The organism is Nocardiopsis sp. CNZ308 (assembly GCF_004217075.1).
Genome location: NZ_SHKJ01000001.1, coordinates 4,407,859 through 4,428,496 on the forward strand (window position 1 = coordinate 4,407,859; position 20,638 = coordinate 4,428,496).

The window sequence follows — 20,638 nt, forward strand, 5'->3', positions numbered from 1 at the left end:
CTGAGGAACGGTGGCCAGCGGGCCACCGTTCCAGCTTGGTCACGACTCGGGTGGAAAGTTCGTTACGCGTTGTTCGCCAGGGCGGTGTTCTCGGCGTCCCGCTTCTCCCGGGCCTGCTTGTACAGGCGGCCCGCCCGGTAGGAGGAGCGCACCAGCGGACCGGACATGACGCCGGCGAAGCCGATCTCCTCGGCCTCCTGGCCCAGCTCCACGAACTCCTCCGGCTTGACCCACCGGTCGATCGGGTGGTGCAGCTTGGAGGGGCGCAGGTACTGGGTGATGGTCAGCAGGTCGCACCCGGCCTCGTGCAGGTCGCGCATCGCCTCGCTGATCTCCTCACGGGTCTCGCCCATGCCCAGGATCAGGTTCGACTTGGTGACCAGGTTGTCCGCGCGCGCCTCGGTGATCACCTTGAGGGAGCGCTCGTAGCGGAAGCCCGGACGGATGCGCTTGAAGATCCGCGGCACCGTCTCGACGTTGTGCGCCAGCACCTCCGGACGCGAGCCGAACACCTCGGCCAGCTGGTCGGGGTCGGCGTTGAAGTCGGGGATGAGCAGCTCCACGCCCGTGCCCGGGTTGAGCTCGTGGATCTTGCGGACGGTCTCGGCGTACAGCCAGGCGCCGCCGTCCTCCAGGTCGTCACGGGCCACACCGGTGATGGTGGCGTAGCGCAGGCCCATGGTCTTGACCGAGTTGGCGACCTTGGTCGGCTCCATGCGGTCCAGGGCGGTGGGCTTGCCGGTGGCGATGTTGCAGAAGTCGCAGCGCCGCGTGCACTGGTCGCCGCCGATGAGGAAGGTCGCCTCGCGGTCCTCCCAGCACTCGTAGATGTTGGGGCACCCGGCCTCCTGGCAGACCGTGTGCAGGCCCTCGCTCTTGACCAGGGAGTGGAGCTCGGTGTACTCGGGCCCCATGTGCGCCTTGATCTTGATCCACGGCGGCTTCTTCTCGATGGGGGTCTCGCTGTTGCGCGCCTCCACGCGCAGCAGCCTGCGGCCCTCAGGAGCGATCGTCAACGTGAACCCGTTCCCTTCTGTGCCCCGTGCCGGGGACCCTTCCCCTCGTGGGGGCTCGGCGTCCCCACGGGGACTGGTTCATGGTGTGGTGTGTCATCCACGCGCGGTGGCGCCGGAGAGCAGGTCCGCGCCGTCGGTGTGGCGGTACTCCCGCGCGCCGAGCAGGTCCGCCAGGTGGCGTTCCATCCGGGGCCGCGCGTCGGCCACGGACACGTCGCGCCCCAGTTCGGCGGAGAGCGAGGTGACCCCGGCGTCGGTGATTCCGCACGGGACGATCCGGTCGTACCACGACATGTCATTGTTGCAGTTCAACGCGAGCCCGTGCATCCCGACCCCGCGGGCGATCCGGCAGCCGATGGCGGCCACCTTGCGTTCGATCAGGCCGCGCTCGGGGTCGGCCTCCAGCCACACCCCGGTGCGCCCCTCCACCCGCGTGCCGGTCAGGCCGTACTCCGCGATGGTGCGGATGACGGCCTCCTCCAGCATCCGGACGTAGGCGATCACGTCGATGGGGTCCGGCAGCCGGACGATGGGGTACACCGTCAGCTGGCCGGGGCCGTGCCAGGTGATCTTGCCGCCCCGGTCGATGTCCACCACGGGAGCCCCGGGGTCGGTGATGGGACGATCCCACCTCCCGGTGCGCTTTCCTGCGGTGTACACGGGCTCGTGTTCCAGCAACAGGACGGTGTCGGGCACCTCATCGGCGACCCGGCTCTCGTGGAGCCGCTTCTGGAGATCCCAGCCCTGGTGGTACGGGACGGGAGCGTCGCCCAGCCATGCGTAAACGAGATCACTCACACATCCAACCTTACGCCCCGGTGGACTGTGCGGGTCTGGCCAGGATGTCGGATAGCGCACTGTCCACGGTGGGCAGCGCGAAGGAATAACCGGCCTTCGTGAGGCGTTCGGGCTCGGCCCTCATGTCGATCAGCGCGGTCTCCTCGGCGAAGTCCCCCAGCACCGCGCGCATCACCGGAGCCGGGACCGGCAGGACGGCGGGGCGCCGCAGGGCGCGGCCCAGCGCCCTGGTGAACTCGGCGTTGGTCACCGGTTCGGGCGCGCACATGTTCACCGGGCCGGTGATCTCGGGGTGCTCCAGCAGGAAGCGCACGGCCCCGATCTGGTCGCGCATGGCGATCCAGCTCATGTACTGGCGCCCCGATCCCAGGCGCCCGCCCAGCCCCGCCCGGTACAGCGGCAGCAGCGTGCCCAGCATGCCGCCCGAGCGGTCGAGCACCACCGAGGTGCGCATGTGCGCCACCGACAGGCCCGCCTCCTCGGCCGGGGCGGTGGCCTCCTCCCAGTCCCGGCAGACCCCGGCCAGGAAGCCGCTGCCCGGCGGGGAGTCCTCGGTGGCCGCCCGCTCGCCGGTGTCGCCGTAGAAGTGCATCCCCGACGCGCTGAGCAGGCGCGGGGGAGGCGAGGACATCCCCGCCAGGGCCTGGCACAGGGTGCGGGTGCCGCGCACGCGGCTGCGCCGGATGAGGGTGCGCCGGTGCCGCGTCCACAGGGCCGGGCCGACCGGCGCCCCGGCCAGGTGCACCACGGCGTCGGCCTCGTGCAGGGCCACGGTGTCCACCCGTCCCTGCTCGGGGCGCCACTCCGCCTCCTCCACGTCCGGGTGGTGCCGCCCCCGGGGCAGGTGGCGCACCATGCGCACCACCGTGTGCCCGTCGCCGAGCAGGGACGCCTCCAGCGCCCTGCCGATGAGTCCCGTCGCCCCCGTGATAGCCACTCGCATGGTCCTGGGTCTACCCGAAGGAGGGCGGTCCTCGCGCGTGAAGACACACCAAACGGACGACGGAGGACACCCGCCCGGTTTTTCTTCGGCTTTTTCCTCGAAAGAGCTGCGCGAGGGGCCCTCGGTCTTCTAGTTTGAACGTGGGACAGGAACTCCGCGTCAACGCGGAGCTACTGTGGGCGACGCGCTGTCGGGCTGACTGCCGCGTCCCCGACCACAGACCTTTGATGATGGGGATCATCAGGGGATGGTGATTGGTGGGGTAGAAAGACGGGGCGGCGCCGAGAGGCGCCGCCCCGTCCGCTTTCCCGACGCGGGGCTGCGCGCCGCCTCCGAGGAGGCCGCGGGCCCCTCAGCCGGCCGGGCCCTAACCGGGGTAGGGGCGCCGCTCCCGGGCCTCGCGCAGGGCCAGCGCCCACCACGCCAGCTGGCGCAGCATCCGCTCCACGGCGGCCTCCGCGGACGACATGTCCACCACCGGGGCCCCGTCCGGGCCGAACATCGTCTGCGCGTTGTGCAGGCTGACCGTGTCGCGGATCGTGGCGGTGTGCAGCTCCGAGAAGACCGACCGCAGCTGCTCGATCGCACGCAGGCCGCCGGACATCCCGCCGTAGGAGACGAAGCCCACCGCCTTGCCGAACCACTCACGGCGCGCGGCGTCGATGGCGCTCTTCAGCTCGCCCGGGTAGCCGTGGTTGTACTCCGGGGTCAGTACGACGTACCCGTCGGCCGCCTCCACCGTGTGCGCCGACTCCGGGGCCATCGGGCCGCCGTGGCCGTCCTGCGGGCTGATGTCCTCCACGTCGAGGAAGTCGAACGACACGGAGGGGTCCGGGTACTTCTGGGCCCGGTCCACGAACCAGCGGGAGACGGCGGGTCCGGTGCGGCCCCGGCGGTTTCCGCCGAGGATGACCGCGATCCGAAGGTTGTCCATGTGGGTCCTTGCTTCTTTGGTGCCGTCTCGGCCCACACGTGAGCGGGCACGTCAGGCGGGCACGCGCGGACCGGCTCAGGGAGCCGCGCGGCGCACCGTCGGTTCTTAGGGGACAGGACAACGCTAGGACCTCAACAGGTCTTGAGGTCAAATCGGACAGCAGATTCCCCAATAAAGGACGCGCCGGGCCGGGTGCCGTCGCGGCACCCGGCCCGGCGGGTGGTGTGGGGGCCTTCGCGGCCCGGGCCTACAGGCCCAGGTCGTCCTCGAAGGCGCCCTCCTCCAGACGCGCCTTGACGCTCTGGAGGAAGCGCCCCGCGTCGGCGCTGTCGATCAGGCGGTGGTCGTGGGCCAGCGACAGGTACACCATCGAGCGGACCGCGATCACCTCGTCGCCCATGGCGGTGTCCTCGACCACGACGGGGCGCTTGACGACCGCGCCGGTGCCCAGGATGGCCACCTGCGGCTGGTTGATGATCGGCGTGCCGAACAGCGCGCCGGTGCAGCCGGTCTCGGTGATGGTGAACGTGCCGCCGCCCAGCTCGTCCGGGCCCAGCTGGCCGGTGTGGGCGCGCTCGGTCAGGTCCTTGAGCCTGCGCGCCAGCTCACCCAGGCCCAGCTTGCCCGCGTCCTTGACCACGGGGGCCAGCAGACCGCGCTCGGTGTCCACCGAGACGCCGAGGTTCTCCACGTCGTGGTAGGTCACCTCCTGCTTGTCGCTGTCGACCACGGCGTTGAGCTTGGGGTGGGAGCGCAGGGCCTCCACCGCGGCCAGCGCGAAGAACGGGAAGAAGTCCAGCCGCACGTCCTCGCGCTCGGCGAAGCGCTCGGCGGAGTGCTCGCGCAGGCGGGCGATCTTGGTGACGTCCACCTCGATGACCTGCGTGGTCGTGGCCGAGACGTGCAGCGACTCCACCATCCGGTCCGCGATGGACAGGCGCAGGCGGGTGAGCTTCTCGGTACGGCCGCGCAGGGAGGTGTCGGTGGCCCCCTTGCGCGGGGCCGAGGACGGCGCGGGGGCGGCGGCGCGCGCGGCGTCGGCCTTCTGCTCCTCGGCGGCCTTGAGCACGTCCTGCTTGCGGACGCGGCCGCCCACGCCGGTGCCCTTGACGCGGCTGAGGTTCACGCCGTGCTCGGAGGCGAGCTTGCGCACCAGCGGGGTCACGTACGCCTCGGTCCCGGCGTCGGTGCCCGAGGCGCGGCCGGTGCCGCTGAGGGTGCCGATGTCCACGGACGGGCTCTCGCCGTCCTTGTCCCGGCCCGCGGCGGGCTCGGCCTCGGGCTCCGGGGCGGGCTCGGCGGGCTCGGCCTTGGCGGGCTCGGGCTCCGACACGGGTTCGGCCTTGGGCTCGGCCTCGGCCGGGGCGGCGCCCTCGGAGACGGCCGGGGGCTCGTCCCCGGTGCCGCCGATGACGGCGATCTCCGCGCCGATCTCCACGGTCTCGTCCTCGTCGACGAGGATCTTGGTGAGTACGCCCGCGACGGGTGAGGGGATCTCGGTGTCCACCTTGTCGGTGGAGACCTCCAGGAGCGGTTCGTCCACCTCGACGGTGTCGCCCACGCTCTTGAGCCACTGGGTGACGGTGCCCTCGGTGACGCTCTCACCCAGGGCGGGCATGGTCACCGACGTGGTCGGGCCCTGGTCGGAGGACGAGGCCTGCGCGTCGGACCCGGACTCGGGCTCCGGGGCGGGCTCCGGCTCGGGCTCCTCCGCGGCCTGGGGCTCGGGGGCGGGCTCCGGCTCGGACTCCTCCTGGGACTCCTGCGCGGACTCCTCGGCGGCGGGCTCGGCGCCGCCCTCGTCGTCGGCGCTCTCGCCCTCACCGCCGATGACGGCGATCTCCGCGCCGATCTCCACGGTCTCGTCCTCGTCGACGAGGATCTTGGTGAGTACGCCCGCGACGGGTGAGGGAATCTCGGTGTCCACCTTGTCGGTGGAGACCTCCAGGAGCGGTTCGTCCACCTCGACGGTGTCGCCCACGTTCTTCAGCCACTGGGTGACGGTGCCCTCGGTGACGCTCTCACCCAGGGCGGGCATGGAAACGGAAGTCGGCATGGGTTTCCTCGTTGGATCTGGGCGCGGTCTCTGCCCAACCCCTTGATGGGCAGCGCGGATGTGTGCGGGGGCGGGCCCTCGCGGCCCGCCCCCGGTGGTGCGGTCAGTCGTGGACGTGCAGCGGCTTGCCCGCCAGCGCGAGGTGCGCCTCGCCCAGCGCCTCGGACTGGCTCGGGTGCGGGTGGATCAGCTGGGCCACCTCGGAGGGCAGGGCCTCCCAGTTGTAGATCAGCTGTCCCTCGGCGATCAGCTCGCCGACGCGGCTGCCGACCATGTGGACGCCCAGCACGGGGCCGTCCTTCTCGGCGATGACCTTCACCGCGCCCTGCGTCTGCAGGATCTGGCTCTTGCCGTTGCCCGCGAGGCTGTAGTTCATCTCCACGACGTCGTGTCCGCGCTCCTTGGCGACCTTGGTGGTCAGGCCCACGGACGCGACCTCGGGCTCGCAGTAGGTGACGCGGGGGACGCCGTCGTAGTCGATCGCGGGCGGGTTCTGCCCGGCGATGTGCTCGGCGACGAAGATGCCCTCGGCGAAGCCGACGTGGGCGAGCTGGAGGGTGGGGATGAGGTCGCCCACGGCGTAGACGTTGCCCACGCCGGTGTGCAGGTTCTCGTCCACCTGGACGAAGCCGCGGTCCAGGGTGATGCCCTGCTCCTCGTAGCCCAGGCCCTCCGAGACCGGCCCGCGGCCGATGGCCACCAGCAGGACCTCGGCCTCCAGGGTCTTGCCGCCCTTGAGGGTGACGGTGACGCCGGAGTCGGTGGTCTTGACCGACTCGAACGGGGTGCCCAGCTCGTACTTGATCTTGCGCTTGCGGAAGGCGCGCTCCAGCAGCTTGGAGCTGGACTCCTCCTCCACCGGCACCAGGTGCGGCAGGGCCTCGACGATGGTGACGTCGGCGCCGTAGGAGCGCCACACGCTGGCGAACTCCACGCCGATCACGCCGCCGCCCAGGACGATGACCGACTCGGGCACGCGGTCCAGGTCGAGGGCCTGGTCGCTGGTCATGACCTTCTCGCCGTCGATGTCCAGCCCCAGGGTCTTGGGCTTGGAACCGGTGGCCAGCAGGATGTTGCGGCCCTTGTAGACGGCGCCGCCGACGGTGACCTCGTCCTTGCCGGTGAGCTTGCCCTCGCCCTCGACGACGGTGATCTTGCGCGACTTGACCAGGCCGGTCAGGCCCTTGAACAGGCCGCCGATCACCTTGTCCTTGTAGGTGTGCACGGCCTGGATGTCGATGCCCTCGAACGTGGCCTTGACCCCGAAGTTCTCGCTCTCCTTGGCGGAGTCGGCGACCTCGGCCGAGTGCAGCAGGGCCTTGGTGGGGATGCAGCCGCGGTGCAGGCAGGTGCCGCCGAGCTTGTCTTTCTCGATCAGGACGACGCTCATGTCCAGCTCCGCGGCGCGCAGTGCCGCCGCGTAGCCGCCGCTGCCGCCGCCAAGGACGACGAGGTCGAAGGTGCCGCCGCTCTCACTCACGGGAACGAACTCCTTGTTGTGGCTGGTGATGGGTGGTGGCCGCGGCCGGCCCCGCGTGGGCGGAGGGAGGGTGTGCGCGGCCGCGGTGCCCGGGAGGGGCGGCGCTCCGGCTCGGGGAGGCCGCCCCCTGGGCGGGTGCTATCCGGCGTACTCCTCGGCGATGCGGACCAGGGTGCGGGTGCCCGCGCCGGTGCCGCCCTTCGGGGTGTAGCCGTGCGGTCCGCCCTGGTTGAAGGACGGACCGGCGATGTCGAGGTGCGCCCACGTGACGCCCTCCTCGACGAACTCCTTGAGGAAGACGCCCGCGGAGAGCATGCCGCCCCAGCGCTCGCCCGCCACGTTGGCGATGTCGGCGACCGCGGAGTCCAGGCCCGCGCGCAGCTCCTCGGGCAGGGGCATCGGCCAGGAGGCCTCGCCCGCCTCGGCGGCCGCGGCGACGATCCGGTCGCGCGCCGCGTCGTCGTTGGACATGACCGCGAACACGCGGGTGCCGAGCGCGACCAGCTGGGCGCCGGTCAGGGTGGCGATGTCCACGACCAGGTCGGGCTCGTCCTCCTGCGCCCGCACGAGGGCGTCGGCCATGACCAGGCGGCCCTCGGCGTCGGTGTTGAGCACCTCGACGGTCTTGCCGCCGTAGATGGTCAGCACGTCGGAGGGGCGCTGGGCGGTGCCGCTGGGCATGTTCTCGGCCACGGCCAGGTAGCCGACGGCGTTGACGCGCAGGTTCAGGGCGGCGATGGCGCGCATGGCGGCCAGCACGGAGGCGGCGCCCGCCATGTCGGACTTCATCCAGTCCATCGAGCCCGCGGGCTTGAGGGACAGGCCGCCGGAGTCGAACGTGATGCCCTTGCCGACGAAGGCGACGGTCTTGGTGGCCTCGGGGTGGCTGTGGGCCAGGCGGACCAGGCGGGGCGGGTTGGCCGAGCCCTGGCCGACGCCGATCAGGCCGCCGTACCCGCCCTCGGACAGGGCGGCCTCGTCCAGGACCTCGACGCGCAGGCCGGACTGCTGGGCGATCTCCTGGGCGGTGGTGGCCAGGTCCTCGGGCGCCAGGTCGGCCGGTGCGGTGTTGACCAGGTCGCGGGTGAGGTTGACGGCCTCGGCCAGGACGGCGGCGCGCTCGGCGGCCTCCCGGGCGTCCCCGGCGGAGCTGGCCAGGACCAGTTCGGCGGCGCGCTTGTCCTTGGCGGCGGTGCGGTACCGGTCGAAGCCGTAGGCGCCCAGGCGGGCTCCGAGGGCGACGGCGCCGGCTTCGGCGGCGGTCCCGGCGGGCAGGGCCAGGACGACGCGGCCCGCGCCCTCGGGGCGCGAGGTCAGCGAGCGCAGCGCGACGCCGGCGGCGCGGGACAGGATGTCGGGGTCGACGGGGCCCTCGGCGGGCGCCGGGCCGAGACCGACCGCGACGACGACCGGGGCCTTGACGGCTCCGAGGGAGGCAAGGGTGTGCACCTCCTCGGGGGCGCCGCTCGCTCCCAGGAGCGACAGGGTCTGGGCGAGGCCGCCGGAGAAGGCGGCATCGACGTCATGAGCGCCCGACGCGGGCTCCGGAGCGTCGCCTCCGGAGTGGTAACCGACGACAACCGCGTCGGCGTCGAGCGAACTGGGGGACTCCGTATTTACTGACAACGACGTGCTCACGTCCCCGATGCTAGTCGCCCCGCGCGCCCGGCGGGGACGCGGCGCCCCGGGTCCGCGGGGGCCCTGACGCGGCGCTGCGGGGGGTCGCGGGAGCCGGGGGTGTGCGGGGTCGGGTCCGGCCCGCGCGCGCGGCGAGGGTGCCTCTGACCGCCGGTGAAGGGTGTCGTGGGCCGCCTCCGGGGCGGACTCCGCCTTCCCGCCTGCGAGAACCGTGAAACCTGTGTGAAAAAATGTGATGATCACGACATCGGGCACCCCCGAGGCGGTTACCGGCTGGTAGGAAACCGCCTGGTGGGAAGCTCCGCGGCCCGCCGACCGGGGCCGTGAATCCCCGTGCCGGTCCTCACAGCCGGGCCGCGGCCGCCGCGGCCGCCACCAGCGCCGTCGTCACCGCCGTCTCCGACAGCGCGCCCAGCACGTCGCCCGTGACGCCGCCCAGCCGGCGCACCGCCCGGCGCAGCAGGAGGCCCGCCGCCAGCAGGCCCGCCGCGACGGCGAGCGCGCAGGCCAGCGCGAACCCCGGCGCGTGCGCCCAGCCCGCCAGGCACGCCAGCAGCGCGGGGACGGCGGCCAGCAGCGCACCCGGGAGGCGCACGGTCCCCGCCACGAACGCCCCCAGGCCCTCGGGCCGCGCCGAGGGCACGCGCGGGGTGCACGCCAGGGTCACGGCCAGCCGCCCGGCGGCCCCGGCCGCCGCCGCGCCCGTCAGCGCCGCCTCGGCCGAGGCCTGCGCCAGCTGGCCCAGGGCCAGGGTCTGCGCGGCGAGCACGACCACCAGGGTGACCACGCCGAACGGGCCGATGTCGGACCGGCGCATCACCTCCAGGGCGCCCTCGGCGGGACGCGCGCTGCCCAGCCCGTCGGCCAGGTCGGCCAGGCCGTCCAGGTGCAGCCCCCGCGTCAGCAGCGCGCCCAGCCCGACGGCCAGCACCGCGGCCAGCGCGGCGGACAGGCCGACCGCCGTCCCGAGCACGGCCGCGGCGCCGGTGAGGCCGCCCAGGAGCGCGCCCAGCACGGGCGCCCACACCATCGCCCACCCGGCCACGCGGCGGTCCAGCCGCCCCGCGCGCACCGGGAACACGGTGAACGTGCCCAGCGCCATCCGGGCCCCCGCGACCGCGTCCGCGGCGCGGGAGGAAACGGAGGGGAAGCCGCCCGGGACGGGCCCGTCCGACGACGAGCCCTCCGGGGGAGGCCCCTCCGGCGCGGGGTCCCCCGGAGGGGGACCGGCGGCACCGCTCACGGCAGCTCCAGGACGCGGCCCGCGGTCACCAGCACCACGTCCTCGGACTCGGCGCCGACCCACTGGTTCAACCGGCCCAGGTGGTCGCGGAACAGTCCACCGGCACGGGTCGCGGGCACCACGCCCGACCCCACCTCGTTGGTGACCGCCACGACGTAGGCCTGGGTGGAACGCCAGGCCTCCAGCAGCCCGTGGACCGCCGCCTCCACCTCCTCCTCCGCGTCGGGCGGGGGGTTGTCCTCCCACAGCCCCGCCTCGTCCATCACCCGGGTCAGCCAGGTGCCCAGGCAGTCCACCAGGACCGCGCCCCGGGCGCCCTTGAGCAGCGCGGCCAGGTCCGTGGTCTGCTCGGTGCGCCACCACCAGGGGCGGCGCCGCACGTGCCGGGCCACCCGGTCGGCCCAGTCGGGGTCCGCGTCCGGGTCGGGCTCCGGACCGGTCGCCGCGTACAGCACCTTCGGCTCCGACATCAGGCGCAGCTCCGCCTCGGTGGACTTGCCCGAGCGCGCGCCCCCGGTCACCAGGGTCCGGTGCGGCCCGCGCGGCCGCGACTCCGGCCACACCGCCGGAGGGCACGACAGGACCTGCCCGTCGCCCGGCACCAGGGCGCCCCACAGCCGGGCCCGGCGGGCGAACTCCTCGGGTGAGCGGACGCGGTGGTCGCCGCCGACCGCGACGACGGCCGTGGTCACCCCGATCACCCCCGAGCGGCGCAGCTCGCCGATGACCTCCGGGCGCTGCGCGGCGTCCACGACGACCATGTCCACCTGCTGGTCGGGGCGGGCGGAGGAGTAGCCGGAGGAGCCCTCGGCGCGCGCCTCCGCCGGGGGGACGCCGGGCAGGGGCCCCGGGCCCGTGCGCGCGTACATCAGCCTGCCCCCGTCGGGGCCCTCGACCAGGACGCCGTCGGGGGTCGGGCTCACCGAGTACCCCGGCGGCACCGGGCCGACCACCCCCGCTTCGCGGACGCGGAAACGGTCGTCCACCGTCACGCGCAGGGGCAGGCGGCGCTCGGAGAGGGCCTTGTTGCAGGAGGCACAGGTGCACTGGGGGGCGGGCCACCCCGAGTGCCCGGCAGTCCCGAGAAATCGGATACGCACCAAAAAAGTAAACAGCATCCTCCGCCAAGGCTTGGCTAAGCTCGGGCCAGGATCACGGTGACCGGCGCCGTGACCTCCGTGACGAAGGGGCGGTCGAACATGGCGTGGACCTGGCGGTACTTCGAGGCCGACGGAGCCGACCCGCTGGGGGCGGACCTGCCCTCGGAGTCGTTCACCTCGCGTGGCGACGCGGAGAGCTGGCTGGGGGAGAACTGGCAGGAGCTCGCCGAGGGCGGCGTGGGACGCGTCGCCCTGCTCGACGGCGACACGGAGGTCTACGCGATGTCCCTGGAGCCCGTCGAGTAGCGCCCGCCCGGGGGCCGCCAGGGCCCCCGGAGCGGTGGGCCGCCTCCGTGACAATGGGGGCGTGATCCCTGCTCTGCGCAATGTGGCCGTCCTGGAACTGGTCAACATCCCCCTGTTCGCGACGGTGCTCTTCCTCCTTCTGGGCGTGCCCGCCTCACCCGCCAACCTGGTCGGCTTCGCCCTCTTCGCCCTGCTGCTGGCGGAGGGCGGCGCCTACTGGTGGGTCAAGGTGCGCCAACTGCGCGCGCGGGCCCGCTGCCCGGCGGGCATGGCGCTCTTCCGCGCCCTGGGGCGGGCCAACATCGCACTGTTCCTCGCGGGCGGCGCGGTGGTGGCCTCGGCCCTGGCCGCCGACGCCCCGTGGACGAGGGTGTGGCCGGGCCTGGGCCTGTGGCTCTTCGCGCTCCTGGAGCACGTCAACTACTTCCACGTCCAGCTGTCCCACCAGACGCGCGCCGACCTGGCGCGGCTGGTGCGGACCCGGCGCCTCCGCCGCTCCCACCTGTCACGCGACACGGCGCGCTGACCGCCCCGGCGCGGCCGGTCGGCCGGGGCCTCCCGAGCGGGTCAGCCGGTGCCGGGGAGGGGACGGCGGCCCTGCCACGGCCAGCGGTTCTCCAGCTCCACCTCCAGGGAGAAGCTGAGGAAGGTCCGGATGAGGACGATCCCGGCGAGCACCCCCACGCTGGCGAAGGTGGGCGACACCGCGACCGTGCGGATGATGTCCCCGGCGACGAGGAACTCCAGGCCCAGCAGGATCGCCCGGCCCAGCCCCTGCCGGTAGGGCCGGTAGGCCGCGTCCAGCCCGTGCCCGCTGGCCCACCGGTACAGGAACAGCGCGGTGGCGCCCAGGGCCCCGACGACGATGACGCCGACCCCGGCGACGTCGACCGCGGTGCCCACCGCCTCGATGACGTGCGCGATGTCCATGGAGCCCCCTCCGTGCCGCGTGCGTGCGGGGCAGCAGCTACCCAGGTCGGGCGGGGCGACACCGGGGGCCGCGCTGGCGCCGGGGACCGGGCGGCCCGGCCGAGCGCGCGGAGGGGCGCCGGGAACACGGAAGGGCCCGGCCGTCCTGGGGACGGCCGGGCCCGCGGCGTCGGACACCGCTCGAACACGGACCGAAGCGAAGGTCCCGAGAAGACTGTCTAGCCGCGGATGTTCTCGGGGCTCCTGGTCAGCGCCGGGTCGCGCTGGACGCTGTCGCCCAGGACCTCGTCGATGCGCGCCATCAGCTCGGCGTCCAGCCTGACCCCCGCGGCCTTGACGTTGCCCTCCACCTGCTCGGGGCGGGAGGCGCCGATGATCGCGGCCGACACGTTCGGGTTCTGGAGCACCCAGGCCACGGCCAGCTGGGCGAGCGTCAGGCCCGCCTCGGCGGCCAGCGGCTCCAGCCGCTGCACGCGCTCCAGCATGACCTGGTCCTTCATCTGGTCGCTCAGGAAGCGGCCGCCGCCGGGGTCGGCGGCGCGCGAACCGGCGGGCAGCTCCTGGCCGGGCTTGTACTTGCCGCTCAGGACGCCGCCCTCGATCGGCGACCACACGATCTGGCCGACGCCCTCGCGCTCGGAGAGCGGGACGACCTCGGTCTCGATGACCCGCCACAGCATGTTGTACTTCGGCTGGTTGGAGATGATGCGGTCGAAGCCCATCTCGTCGGCGATCTTGAGCGCCTGCTCGATCTCCTCGGCGCGCCACTCGGAGACGCCCACGTAGAGGACCTTGCCCTGGCGGACCAGGTCCTCGAAGGCCCGCACGGTCTCCTCCAGCGGGGTGGAGTAGTCGAACCGGTGGGCCTGGTACAGGTCCAGGTAGTCGGTCCCCAGACGGCGCAGGGAGTTCTCCACGCTGCGGACGATGTGCTTGCGGGACAGACCCCGGTCGTTCTTGCCCTCACCCGTGGGCCAGAAGACCTTGGAGAAGATCTCCAGCCCGTCCCGGCGCTCGCCCTTCAGCGCGCGGCCGAGCACCTCCTCCGCCCTGCCCCCGGCGTAGCCGTCGGCGGTGTCGAACGTGGTGATACCCGCGTCCAGCGCCGCGCGGACACAGGCCTTGGCCGTGTCCTCCTCCACCTGGGATCCGTGCGTGATCCAGTTCCCGTAGGCGATCTCGCTGACCATGAGACCGCTGTTGCCCAGATGCCGAAATTCCATGTCGAGCACTCTAGTAGGGGATTGTGCCCGTTCGCGAGGTTCTACGCCGTGCGAGTGGAAGCGCTCCCAACCGGAGGGGAGCGGGGGATCGGCGGGGAGTGAGGGGCCGGTGCTGGGACCGGCCCGGGCTCACGTCGTCGGGGAGGCGGCGGTGGGAGCCGTCAGTGCGCGCGGCGGGGCGTGGGGTCCTCGCGGACCTTGAGCCGCGGCTTGGGCAGGCGCAGGCGGCGGAACTGGAGCTGGCGCATGGCCGCGTACATCCCGATGCCCTTGACGGCCGGGTCGTCGGGGAAGTACTCGGCGGCGCGCCTCTTGACCGTGCGGCCCACCATGACGCCCTCGGCGATGATGGTGACCATCATCAGCGGCCACAGGACGTAGGCCACGCCGATCTGGAACATCGGGATGTTGATGAACAGCAGCGCGATGATCAGGATCGAGAACGGCAGGAAGAACTCGCTGGCGCTGCGGCGCGAGTCGACGAAGTCGCGGGCGAACGCCCGGGCCTCGCCGAGGTCCTGCTGCCGGTAGTAACGGGCCTCGTCCTTGGGCACGCCCTTGATCGCGGAACTCGCGGTGCCCCTGCCGCGTTGGCGGTCAAGACGCTCCCGGTAGGCCTGGTAGGCCTCCTTGCGCGTCTCGGGCGCCTTGAGCGGTCGGCGGGGGTTGGGGTCGGATTCCCTGCGCTTTGGGGTGGGAACACCCTTCTTGGGCGTGTATCCCTTAGGTTGGGTGGACTCAGTGGCCTCAGGGCTGGCGGATTCGGCGGAGGCCGGATCCGTGGCTGCGGAAGCGGAGCGACGTCGGAACACACCCACAGGGTAGCCGGTCATAGCTTTATGGCGACCGCGGGCCAGAGCGCGTAGGGTTGGGCAAAGCGCCCGCTGGGAACAGCCGATGTACGCACCGAGAAGGGGACGGCCACGCCGATGAGCGTGTTTCAGCGACTTTCGATGATCTTCAGGTCCAAGGCCAACAAGGCCTTGGATTCGGTCGAGGACCCAAGGGAAACGCTCGACTACTCGTACCAGAAGCAGCTTGAGCTTCTACAGAAGGTGCGGCGCGGTGTGGCCGACGTCGCGACCTCCCGCAAGCGCGTGGAACTCCAGATCCAGCAGCTGGAGCAGCAGTCCGGCAAGCTGGAGAACCAGAGCCGCGCCGCCCTGACGCAGGGGCGCGAGGACCTCGCCCGCGAGGCCCTCACCCGCCGCTCCGGCCTGTCCCAGCAGATCGAGGACCTGCGCGGGCAGCACGCCAACCTCCAGGGCGAGGAACAGAAGCTCACCATGGCGGCCCAGCGCCTCCAGACCAAGGTGGACGCCTTCCGCACGCGCAAGGAGACCATCAAGGCCAACTACACCGCGGCCCAGGCCCAGACGCAGATCAGCGAGGCCTTCTCGGGCATCTCCGAGGAGATGGGCGACGTCGGCATGGCCGTCCAGCGCGCCGAGGACAAGACCGCCGAGATGCAGGCCCGCGCGGGCGCCGTGGACGAGCTGCTCGCCTCCGGCGCGCTCGACGACGTCACCGGCACCGCCAGGGACGACATCCAGAGCGAGCTGGACCGCATGGCCAGCACCACCGGCGTCGAGGCCGAGCTGGAGCGCATGAAGATGGAGCTCGGCCAGGGCAGCGGCGGTTCCACCCCCCAGATCGAGGGCGGCAACGGCGCCGGGAACACCGGCGGCACCGGTAACCGGGAGGGCGCGTGATCGTCCGCATCATGGGTGAGGGGCAGCTCGACCTCACCGACGCCGACCTGGAGCTGCTCAACTCCTTCGACTCCGCGCTGGAGTCGGCGATCGAGTCGGGCGACGAGGCCACCTTCCGCCGTGCCCTGCACGACCTCCTGGAGAGGGTTCGCGAGGACGGTCGGCCGCTGCCTCCCGACGCTCTGGAGCCCTCGCAGTTCATCCTCCCGCACGCCGACGCCACCATGGAAGAGGTGCGGGAGATGCTCCAGGACGACGGTCTCATCCCCGGTTAGGACCGGATCCTCCGTCCGGCGCACCGCCTCCGTCCAGGTGCGCCCGGACCGGTGAGTGCGCACGGCGGGCCGGATCCCGGCCGGCCGGTGCGGCGCTCGGTTCCTGCGCGCGTGTTTCCAGGCCGCCGTGACCACGTGTCACGGCGGCTTTCGCGTGCCCGGGGGCGTACGCGCACGTCCGGGGCGCACGCGACGGGCCGTGTGTGGCGTGCGCCGCCCTCGGTCCAGGAACCGCGGCGGGCCCCCCGTCCGTTGGACGTGGTGGAGGGGAAGGGGAGAGGGCAGAGGGCAGGGACCCGCGGTGCGCGTGGGGGACGGTCCGCCGGGGCGGCCGCGCCGGCGAGGCCCGGAGCGGGCGGGGCGGGGCCGGTGAACACGCGGCGGGCGAACCGCCTCATACCCTTTCCCACCTGGGCGAACTACACTCCGAGACAGTCGACGCACCGGCGGAGGGGACTACGGCATGGCCGGATCCAAGTTCAGACCTGACCGGGGACTGACCACCCGCATGGTGACGACCATGGGCCTGCTCGCCCTCGTCTACGCGGCCTTCGTCGTCGGGCTGGTCCTCGTGGGCCTCAACGTGTGGCTGGTGCTGCTCATCGTCGCCGGGTTCGCGCTGTTCAGCTACTTCGCCTCCGACAGGATCGCCATGTTCGCCATGGGAGCCAAGGAGGTCTCCCCGGAGCAGGCTCCCGAGCTGCACGCCCTCATCGACCGGCTGTGCGCGATGGCGGACATGTCCAAGCCCCGCGTGGGGATCGCCGACACCGACGTGCCCAACGCCTTCGCCACCGGGCACAACGAGAAGTCCGCGGTCGTGTGCGTGACCACCGGCCTCATGCGCCGCCTCGACGGCCCCGAGCTGGAGGCGGTCCTGGCGCACGAGCTGTCCCACATCGCCCACCGCGACGTCATGGTGATGACCGTCGCCGGGTTCCTCGGCATCGTGGCCGGGTTCCTCACCCAGGCCGGGCTGCGCTTCGCGATGTTCGCCGGGGCGACGCGCGGCAACAACAACAACGGGCCCGCACCGGCCGTGGTCGCCCTGCTCGTCGTGGCCGTCAGCGCCGTGGCCTGGGCGCTCAGCTTCCTGCTCACCCGGGCGCTGTCGCGCTACCGGGAGCTGGCGGCCGACCGCGCCGCCGCCTACCTCACCGGGCGCCCGTCCGTGCTGGGCAGCGCCCTGACCAAGATCACCGGGGACATGTCCCGCATCCCCACCCGCGACCTGCGCCAGGCGGAGCCGTTCAACGCCTTCTTCTTCGCCCCGGCCTCCTCCCGCGAGGGGTTCAGCTTCAGCCAGCTGGTCGCCACCCACCCGCCGGTGCAGCAGCGGCTGGAGCAGCTGTCCGACATCTCGCGCCAGCTCGGGCAGGGGCGCTGACCCCGCCCGGGGAGGCCGCCGGAGGGGACGGCCGCGCCGGGCCGCTGCCCCGGGAGGCGGGCGGCGGCCGCACCGATCCGTCCGGGCGGACACGGCGTCGACCCGGTCCGCGCGCAACCGACACGACCACGAGAGAGGACCGGCCACGATGAGCTTCTGGCGAGCGCTGTTCGGGCGCTCCGAACCGGCCCAGCCCGACCTCGACGCCCTGTTCGGCCTGCCCTCGGCGTCGGTCACCCTGCGGGCCGCCGCGGGCTTCACGCCCACCGGCACCGGCTCCGTCGCCTTCCGGCCCACCGAGGGCGCCGCCTTCGCCGACCTGGAACGCGACGTCACCGAGCTGCTCAACGCCGACGGGGGGACACCCGTCGAACAGGTCACCGACGACTACGGCTACACCTGGCTGGTGGTCCGTGCGGCCGATCCGGCCCGGGGCCCGGACGGGGCCGCCGACCCCGACATCACCGGCCTGGTGACCGACCTGCACGCCGTCAACTCCACCCTGGAGGCCAACGGCTACGGGCCCTCCCTCCTGTGCTCCCTGGTCGGCTTCACCGACGGCACGCGCTCGCTGGGTCTGGTCTACCTCTACAAGCGCGGCACCTTCTACCCCTTCGCCCCGGTCGGCGACGGCGGCCGCAGGGACAACGCCCTGGAACTCCAGGCCGAGGCCGCCATCGGCCGCGACCTGCCCCTGGAGGAGGACCGCTCCCGGTGGTTCCCCGTCTACGGGGCGCCCGGCCTCTGACCAGCGGGGGGTACCCCGCACCGGGAGAAATGTGGCCTGGCACACTGGTGCGGTGCGTATCCTCATCGCTCCTGACAAGTTCGCCGGTACCCTCTCCGCCCTCGAAGCCGCGCAGGCGGTCGCCGACGGCTGGCACCGGACCGATCCCTCCGCCACGACGGACCTGCTGCCCCTCTCCGACGGCGGCCCCGGCTTCGTCGAGGTCCTGCACACGGCCCTCGGCGGCAAGGTGCACCGGACCGAGGTGACCGGCCCCCTCGGCGCGCCCGTGACCGCGGAGTACCTCCTGGACGGCGACACCGCCTACGTGGAGAGCGCCCAGGCCTGCGGTCTGCACCTGGTGCCCTCCGGTGACCGCGATCCCGGCCGCACCACCACCCGCGGCGTCGGCGAGCTGGTCGCCCACGCGGTCCGCTCCGGCGCCCGCACCGTCGTCGTCGGTCTCGGCGGCAGCTCCACCAACGACGCCGGGGCCGGCCTCCTGGCCGCCCTGGGCGCCACCCCCGCCGACCGCCTGAGCCACGGCGGCGGCTCCCTGGCCGACCCCGGGGAGGTCGACCTCGACGCGGCCCGCCGGGCCGTGGCCGGGGTCCGTGTCGTCGCCGCCACCGACGTCGACAACCCCCTGCTGGGCATCCACGGGGCCAGCGCCGTCTTCGGGCCCCAGAAGGGCGCCGACCCCGACCAGGTGCAGCGCCTGGACGCCGCCCTCACCGCCTTCGCCGACCGCGTCGACCCCGGCGGCGAGGTCCGCGACACCCCCGGCGCCGGAGCCGCGGGCGGCCTGGGCTTCGCCCTGCTCCTGCTCGGCGGCGCCGTCGAGTCGGGGATCAGCCGCGTCCTGGACTCCGTGCGCCTGGCCGAGCGCCTCTCGGGGGCCGACCTGGTCATCACCGGCGAGGGCTCCTTCGACTCCCAGTCCCTGCGCGGCAAGCTGCCCCACGGCGTCGCCCAGGCCGCCAACAAGCACGGCGTCCCCTGCGTGGTCACCGCGGGCGCGGTCAAGGTCGGCCGCGCCGAGGCGGCCGCCGCGGGGATCACCGAGACCTACTCCCTCGTGGAGTCCTCGGGCTCGGTCGAGGCCGCCATGACCCGCTCCGCGGACGAACTGCGCGCCCTGGCCGCCGACATCGCCCGCCGCTGGGCCCGCTGAGCCCCCGGTGACGCCGGGTCCCGGCCGGGACCGGTCCCCGGCGGACACGGAGGGGGCGGGTCGCCCCGGCCCCCCGCGTGCCCCCAGCGCCCTTGCGCCGCGGGGCGCGTACACGCGAAGCGGCGCCCCGGGAGAACCCGCTCCCGGGGCGCCGCTTCGCGTGTGTCGTCACGGACCGCGCCGTGACGGACCGGGCCGTGTGCGGCGGGGGCCGCTACCGGCCGTTGCCGCTACTCCTGCAGGGAGTGCTCCTCGTAGGCCAGGATCTCGTGGCCGTCCTCCCCGTAGTGGAAGATCTCGAAGGTGGCGGCGGTCGGGTCGCCGTTGTCGTTGAAGTCGATGTTGCCGCTGACGCCCTGGTAGTTGATCTCCTCACCGTCGGCCAGCAGGTCGCGGCACTCCTCGAAGGTGCCGCACTCGGTGCCCTCGGGACGGCTGACGTTGGGCAGCTCGGCGACGTACTCGGACGGGTTCACGCTGCCCGCGGCCTCGGCGGCCAGGGCGATCACGGTGACGCAGTCGTAGACCTGCGGGGCGAACTGGAAGACCTCCAGCTCCTCGTTGAAGCTGGTCAGGCCCTCGGTGAACTCGGGGTTGTCCGCGCTCGGGGCGATACCGGTGATGCCGGTGACGCTCTCGGGGTTGTCGGCGCTGACGGTCTCGCCCAGGTTCGGGTCGTTGAGGCCGTCGGTGACGTAGAGCTGCTCGCCCTCGGTGCCGCCCTCCAGGAGCTGGGCGATGACCTGCGCGCCCTCCTCGAAGGCGATGAGCGCGACGGCGTCCGGCTCCTCGGTGGTGACGCTGTTGACGACCGAGTCGAAGGTGGTGGCCAGCGGGTCGTAGGTCTCGTTGACCACGACCTGGGCGCCCAGGTTCTCCAGCTCCGTCTGGAGGGCGCCCGCGTAGCCGCCGCCGTAGTCGTCGGCGCGCGCGACGATGGCGATGTTCTGGTTGCCGTTGTCGACCATCGTGCGGGCCATCACGACCGCGGAGAGCAGGTCGCTCGGCGCGGTGCGGAAGTAGTAGCCGTTGTCCTCGATCTCGCTCAGCTCCGCGGCGGTGTTGGAGCCCGAGCACTGGACGATCTCGGCACCGGTGATGGTGTCGTAGGTCGCCTGCGTCATACCGGAGGCCGCGGCGCCGATGACGGCGTTCACCTGGTCGGAGACGAGGTTGTTGGCGGCCTCGTTGGCCTGGGCGTTGTCGCCCGCCTCGTCACCCTCGACGATGGCGGGGACCTCGGTGCCGAGGATGCCGCCCGCGGCGTTGATCTCGGAGATCGCGTACTCGGCGGCCGTGATCTGGGGCGGGCCGAGGAAGGCGAGGTTGCCGGTCTGCGGGTAGAGGATGCCGTAGGTGAACTCTTCACCGCCCTCACCGCCGCCGCCTCCCTCTCCCCCGTCGCTGCCACACGCGGTCAGGCCGAGGACGAGGGCCGCGGTTGCGGCAGTGAGGCCTAGGACCTTCTTGCTAGCCATGATCGTGGTCACTCCGTTCAACCGGCGAAGCACGTGCTGCGCGGGGCAGCCGTGCCATGAGCATGCGCGTCCTGAATGTCCGTGATGTGTGGCATGACTTAATCAGGAGCGTTAGCGGAGCTTAATCATGAAAGTTCTGGCTCGGAAAGGACGGAACGGGCGTTGGTGCCGACTCGCCGTCAGGCTGTTATGGCTCTGTAGTCATCATTGACATCCGG

At 72.7% G+C, this 20,638-nt stretch carries 20 protein-coding genes; 7 read left to right on the plus strand and 13 right to left on the minus strand.

Annotated elements, in window-relative coordinates; translation table 11 throughout:
* Positions 1-62: 62 nt before the first annotated feature.
* The 9 genes from lipA to EV372_RS19035 form a co-directional block, all read right to left on the minus strand.
* On the minus strand, positions 63-1,016 hold the full coding sequence (gene lipA, locus EV372_RS18995; RefSeq protein WP_130397070.1) for a lipoyl synthase: 954 nt from the start codon (positions 1,014-1,016) through the stop codon (positions 63-65).
* Positions 1,017-1,109: 93 nt separating this feature from the next.
* Complete coding sequence (gene lipB, locus EV372_RS19000) at positions 1,110-1,814, minus strand: lipoyl(octanoyl) transferase LipB (protein WP_130397071.1); 705 nt, start codon at positions 1,812-1,814, stop codon at positions 1,110-1,112.
* 10 nt (positions 1,815-1,824) lie between these two features.
* On the minus strand, positions 1,825-2,751 hold the full coding sequence (locus EV372_RS19005; RefSeq protein WP_130398996.1) for a TIGR01777 family oxidoreductase: 927 nt from the start codon (positions 2,749-2,751) through the stop codon (positions 1,825-1,827).
* A 373-nt stretch (positions 2,752-3,124) separates the two neighbouring features.
* Positions 3,125-3,691 carry an NADPH-dependent FMN reductase gene (locus EV372_RS19010; protein WP_130397072.1) on the minus strand — a complete coding sequence of 189 codons (567 nt, stop codon included), beginning with the start codon at positions 3,689-3,691 and terminating at the stop codon, positions 3,125-3,127.
* Between the two features lie 247 nt (positions 3,692-3,938).
* Positions 3,939-5,729 carry a 2-oxoglutarate dehydrogenase, E2 component, dihydrolipoamide succinyltransferase gene (gene sucB / locus EV372_RS19015; RefSeq protein WP_486484131.1) on the minus strand — a complete coding sequence of 597 codons (1,791 nt, stop codon included), beginning with the start codon at positions 5,727-5,729 and terminating at the stop codon, positions 3,939-3,941.
* 121 nt (positions 5,730-5,850) lie between these two features.
* Positions 5,851-7,227, minus strand: coding sequence for a dihydrolipoyl dehydrogenase (gene lpdA, locus EV372_RS19020; protein ID WP_130397074.1), 1,377 nt, complete (start codon positions 7,225-7,227; stop codon positions 5,851-5,853).
* 138 nt (positions 7,228-7,365) lie between these two features.
* Positions 7,366-8,865 (minus strand): leucyl aminopeptidase, encoded by a 1,500-nt coding sequence (locus EV372_RS19025; RefSeq protein ID WP_130397075.1) that lies wholly within the window; start codon positions 8,863-8,865, stop codon positions 7,366-7,368.
* A gap of 343 nt (positions 8,866-9,208) precedes the next feature.
* Positions 9,209-9,967 (minus strand): adenosylcobinamide-GDP ribazoletransferase, encoded by a 759-nt coding sequence (locus EV372_RS19030; RefSeq protein ID WP_130398997.1) that lies wholly within the window; start codon positions 9,965-9,967, stop codon positions 9,209-9,211.
* Between the two features lie 137 nt (positions 9,968-10,104).
* Positions 10,105-11,100, minus strand: a complete 996-nt coding sequence (locus EV372_RS19035; RefSeq protein ID WP_130398998.1) for a bifunctional adenosylcobinamide kinase/adenosylcobinamide-phosphate guanylyltransferase — start codon at positions 11,098-11,100, stop codon at positions 10,105-10,107.
* Between the two features lie 207 nt (positions 11,101-11,307).
* Between EV372_RS19035 and EV372_RS19040 the strand changes: the two genes are divergently transcribed.
* Both EV372_RS19040 and EV372_RS19045 read left to right on the plus strand, forming a co-directional pair.
* The gene (locus EV372_RS19040; RefSeq protein ID WP_130397076.1) at positions 11,308-11,514 is read left to right on the plus strand and encodes a hypothetical protein; all 207 of its coding nucleotides are present in this window, start codon (positions 11,308-11,310) and stop codon (positions 11,512-11,514) included.
* 61 nt (positions 11,515-11,575) lie between these two features.
* A complete protein-coding gene (locus tag EV372_RS19045; RefSeq protein ID WP_130397077.1) occupies positions 11,576-12,040 on the plus strand; it encodes a hypothetical protein in 465 nt (154 codons plus the stop codon).
* A gap of 41 nt (positions 12,041-12,081) precedes the next feature.
* On the opposite strand, the gene EV372_RS19050 is transcribed toward EV372_RS19045, so the two are convergent.
* From EV372_RS19050 to EV372_RS19060, 3 genes are all read right to left on the minus strand, one after another.
* Positions 12,082-12,444 (minus strand): DUF1622 domain-containing protein, encoded by a 363-nt coding sequence (locus EV372_RS19050; protein ID WP_130397078.1) that lies wholly within the window; start codon positions 12,442-12,444, stop codon positions 12,082-12,084.
* Positions 12,445-12,662: 218 nt separating this feature from the next.
* A complete protein-coding gene (locus tag EV372_RS19055; RefSeq protein WP_197044282.1) occupies positions 12,663-13,667 on the minus strand; it encodes an aldo/keto reductase family protein in 1,005 nt (334 codons plus the stop codon).
* 161 nt (positions 13,668-13,828) lie between these two features.
* Positions 13,829-14,500: a DUF3043 domain-containing protein gene (locus EV372_RS19060; RefSeq protein WP_130397079.1), complete on the minus strand. Its 672-nt coding sequence runs from the start codon at positions 14,498-14,500 to the stop codon at positions 13,829-13,831.
* 96 nt (positions 14,501-14,596) lie between these two features.
* Between EV372_RS19060 and EV372_RS19065 the strand changes: the two genes are divergently transcribed.
* The 5 genes from EV372_RS19065 to EV372_RS19085 all read left to right on the plus strand — a co-directional run bounded on the left by EV372_RS19065 (position 14,597) and on the right by EV372_RS19085 (position 18,942).
* Positions 14,597-15,379 carry a PspA/IM30 family protein gene (locus EV372_RS19065; protein WP_013152003.1) on the plus strand — a complete coding sequence of 261 codons (783 nt, stop codon included), beginning with the start codon at positions 14,597-14,599 and terminating at the stop codon, positions 15,377-15,379.
* Positions 15,376-15,654, plus strand: coding sequence for a PspA-associated protein PspAA (gene pspAA, locus EV372_RS19070; RefSeq protein WP_013152004.1), 279 nt, complete (start codon positions 15,376-15,378; stop codon positions 15,652-15,654). Before EV372_RS19065 ends, pspAA begins: the two co-directional genes overlap by 4 nt.
* A 463-nt stretch (positions 15,655-16,117) precedes the next feature.
* A complete protein-coding gene (gene htpX / locus EV372_RS19075; RefSeq protein ID WP_130397080.1) occupies positions 16,118-17,041 on the plus strand; it encodes a zinc metalloprotease HtpX in 924 nt (307 codons plus the stop codon).
* Positions 17,042-17,189: 148 nt separating this feature from the next.
* Positions 17,190-17,789, plus strand: coding sequence for a PspA-associated protein PspAB (pspAB, locus tag EV372_RS19080; protein WP_130397081.1), 600 nt, complete (start codon positions 17,190-17,192; stop codon positions 17,787-17,789).
* A gap of 52 nt (positions 17,790-17,841) precedes the next feature.
* Positions 17,842-18,942 carry a glycerate kinase family protein gene (locus EV372_RS19085; RefSeq protein WP_130397082.1) on the plus strand — a complete coding sequence of 367 codons (1,101 nt, stop codon included), beginning with the start codon at positions 17,842-17,844 and terminating at the stop codon, positions 18,940-18,942.
* Positions 18,943-19,172: 230 nt separating this feature from the next.
* Here the strand turns inward: EV372_RS19085 and EV372_RS19090 are convergent, their stop codons facing one another.
* Complete coding sequence (locus tag EV372_RS19090) at positions 19,173-20,420, minus strand: ABC transporter substrate-binding protein (RefSeq protein WP_130397083.1); 1,248 nt, start codon at positions 20,418-20,420, stop codon at positions 19,173-19,175.
* Between the last annotated feature and the right edge of the window lie 218 nt (positions 20,421-20,638).

What these genes read in the sequence shown, in the direction of transcription:
- EV372_RS19010 (WP_130397072.1), bottom strand. Translation starts at nt 3,691, where the DNA reads ATGGACAACCTTCGGATCGCGGTCATCCTCGGCGGAAACCGCCGGGGC.
- sucB (WP_486484131.1), bottom strand. Translation starts at nt 5,729, where the DNA reads ATGCCCGCCCTGGGTGAGAGCGTCACCGAGGGCACCGTCACCCAGTGG.
- EV372_RS19030 (WP_130398997.1), bottom strand. Translation starts at nt 9,967, where the DNA reads ATGGCGCTGGGCACGTTCACCGTGTTCCCGGTGCGCGCGGGGCGGCTG.
- EV372_RS19040 (WP_130397076.1), top strand. Translation starts at nt 11,308, where the DNA reads ATGGCGTGGACCTGGCGGTACTTCGAGGCCGACGGAGCCGACCCGCTG.
- EV372_RS19050 (WP_130397078.1), bottom strand. Translation starts at nt 12,444, where the DNA reads ATGGACATCGCGCACGTCATCGAGGCGGTGGGCACCGCGGTCGACGTC.
- EV372_RS19055 (WP_197044282.1), bottom strand. Translation starts at nt 13,667, where the DNA reads ATGGAATTTCGGCATCTGGGCAACAGCGGTCTCATGGTCAGCGAGATC.
- EV372_RS19060 (WP_130397079.1), bottom strand. Translation starts at nt 14,500, where the DNA reads ATGACCGGCTACCCTGTGGGTGTGTTCCGACGTCGCTCCGCTTCCGCA.
- EV372_RS19065 (WP_013152003.1), top strand. Translation starts at nt 14,597, where the DNA reads ATGAGCGTGTTTCAGCGACTTTCGATGATCTTCAGGTCCAAGGCCAAC.
- htpX (WP_130397080.1), top strand. Translation starts at nt 16,118, where the DNA reads ATGGCCGGATCCAAGTTCAGACCTGACCGGGGACTGACCACCCGCATG.
- pspAB (WP_130397081.1), top strand. Translation starts at nt 17,190, where the DNA reads ATGAGCTTCTGGCGAGCGCTGTTCGGGCGCTCCGAACCGGCCCAGCCC.
- EV372_RS19090 (WP_130397083.1), bottom strand. Translation starts at nt 20,420, where the DNA reads ATGGCTAGCAAGAAGGTCCTAGGCCTCACTGCCGCAACCGCGGCCCTC.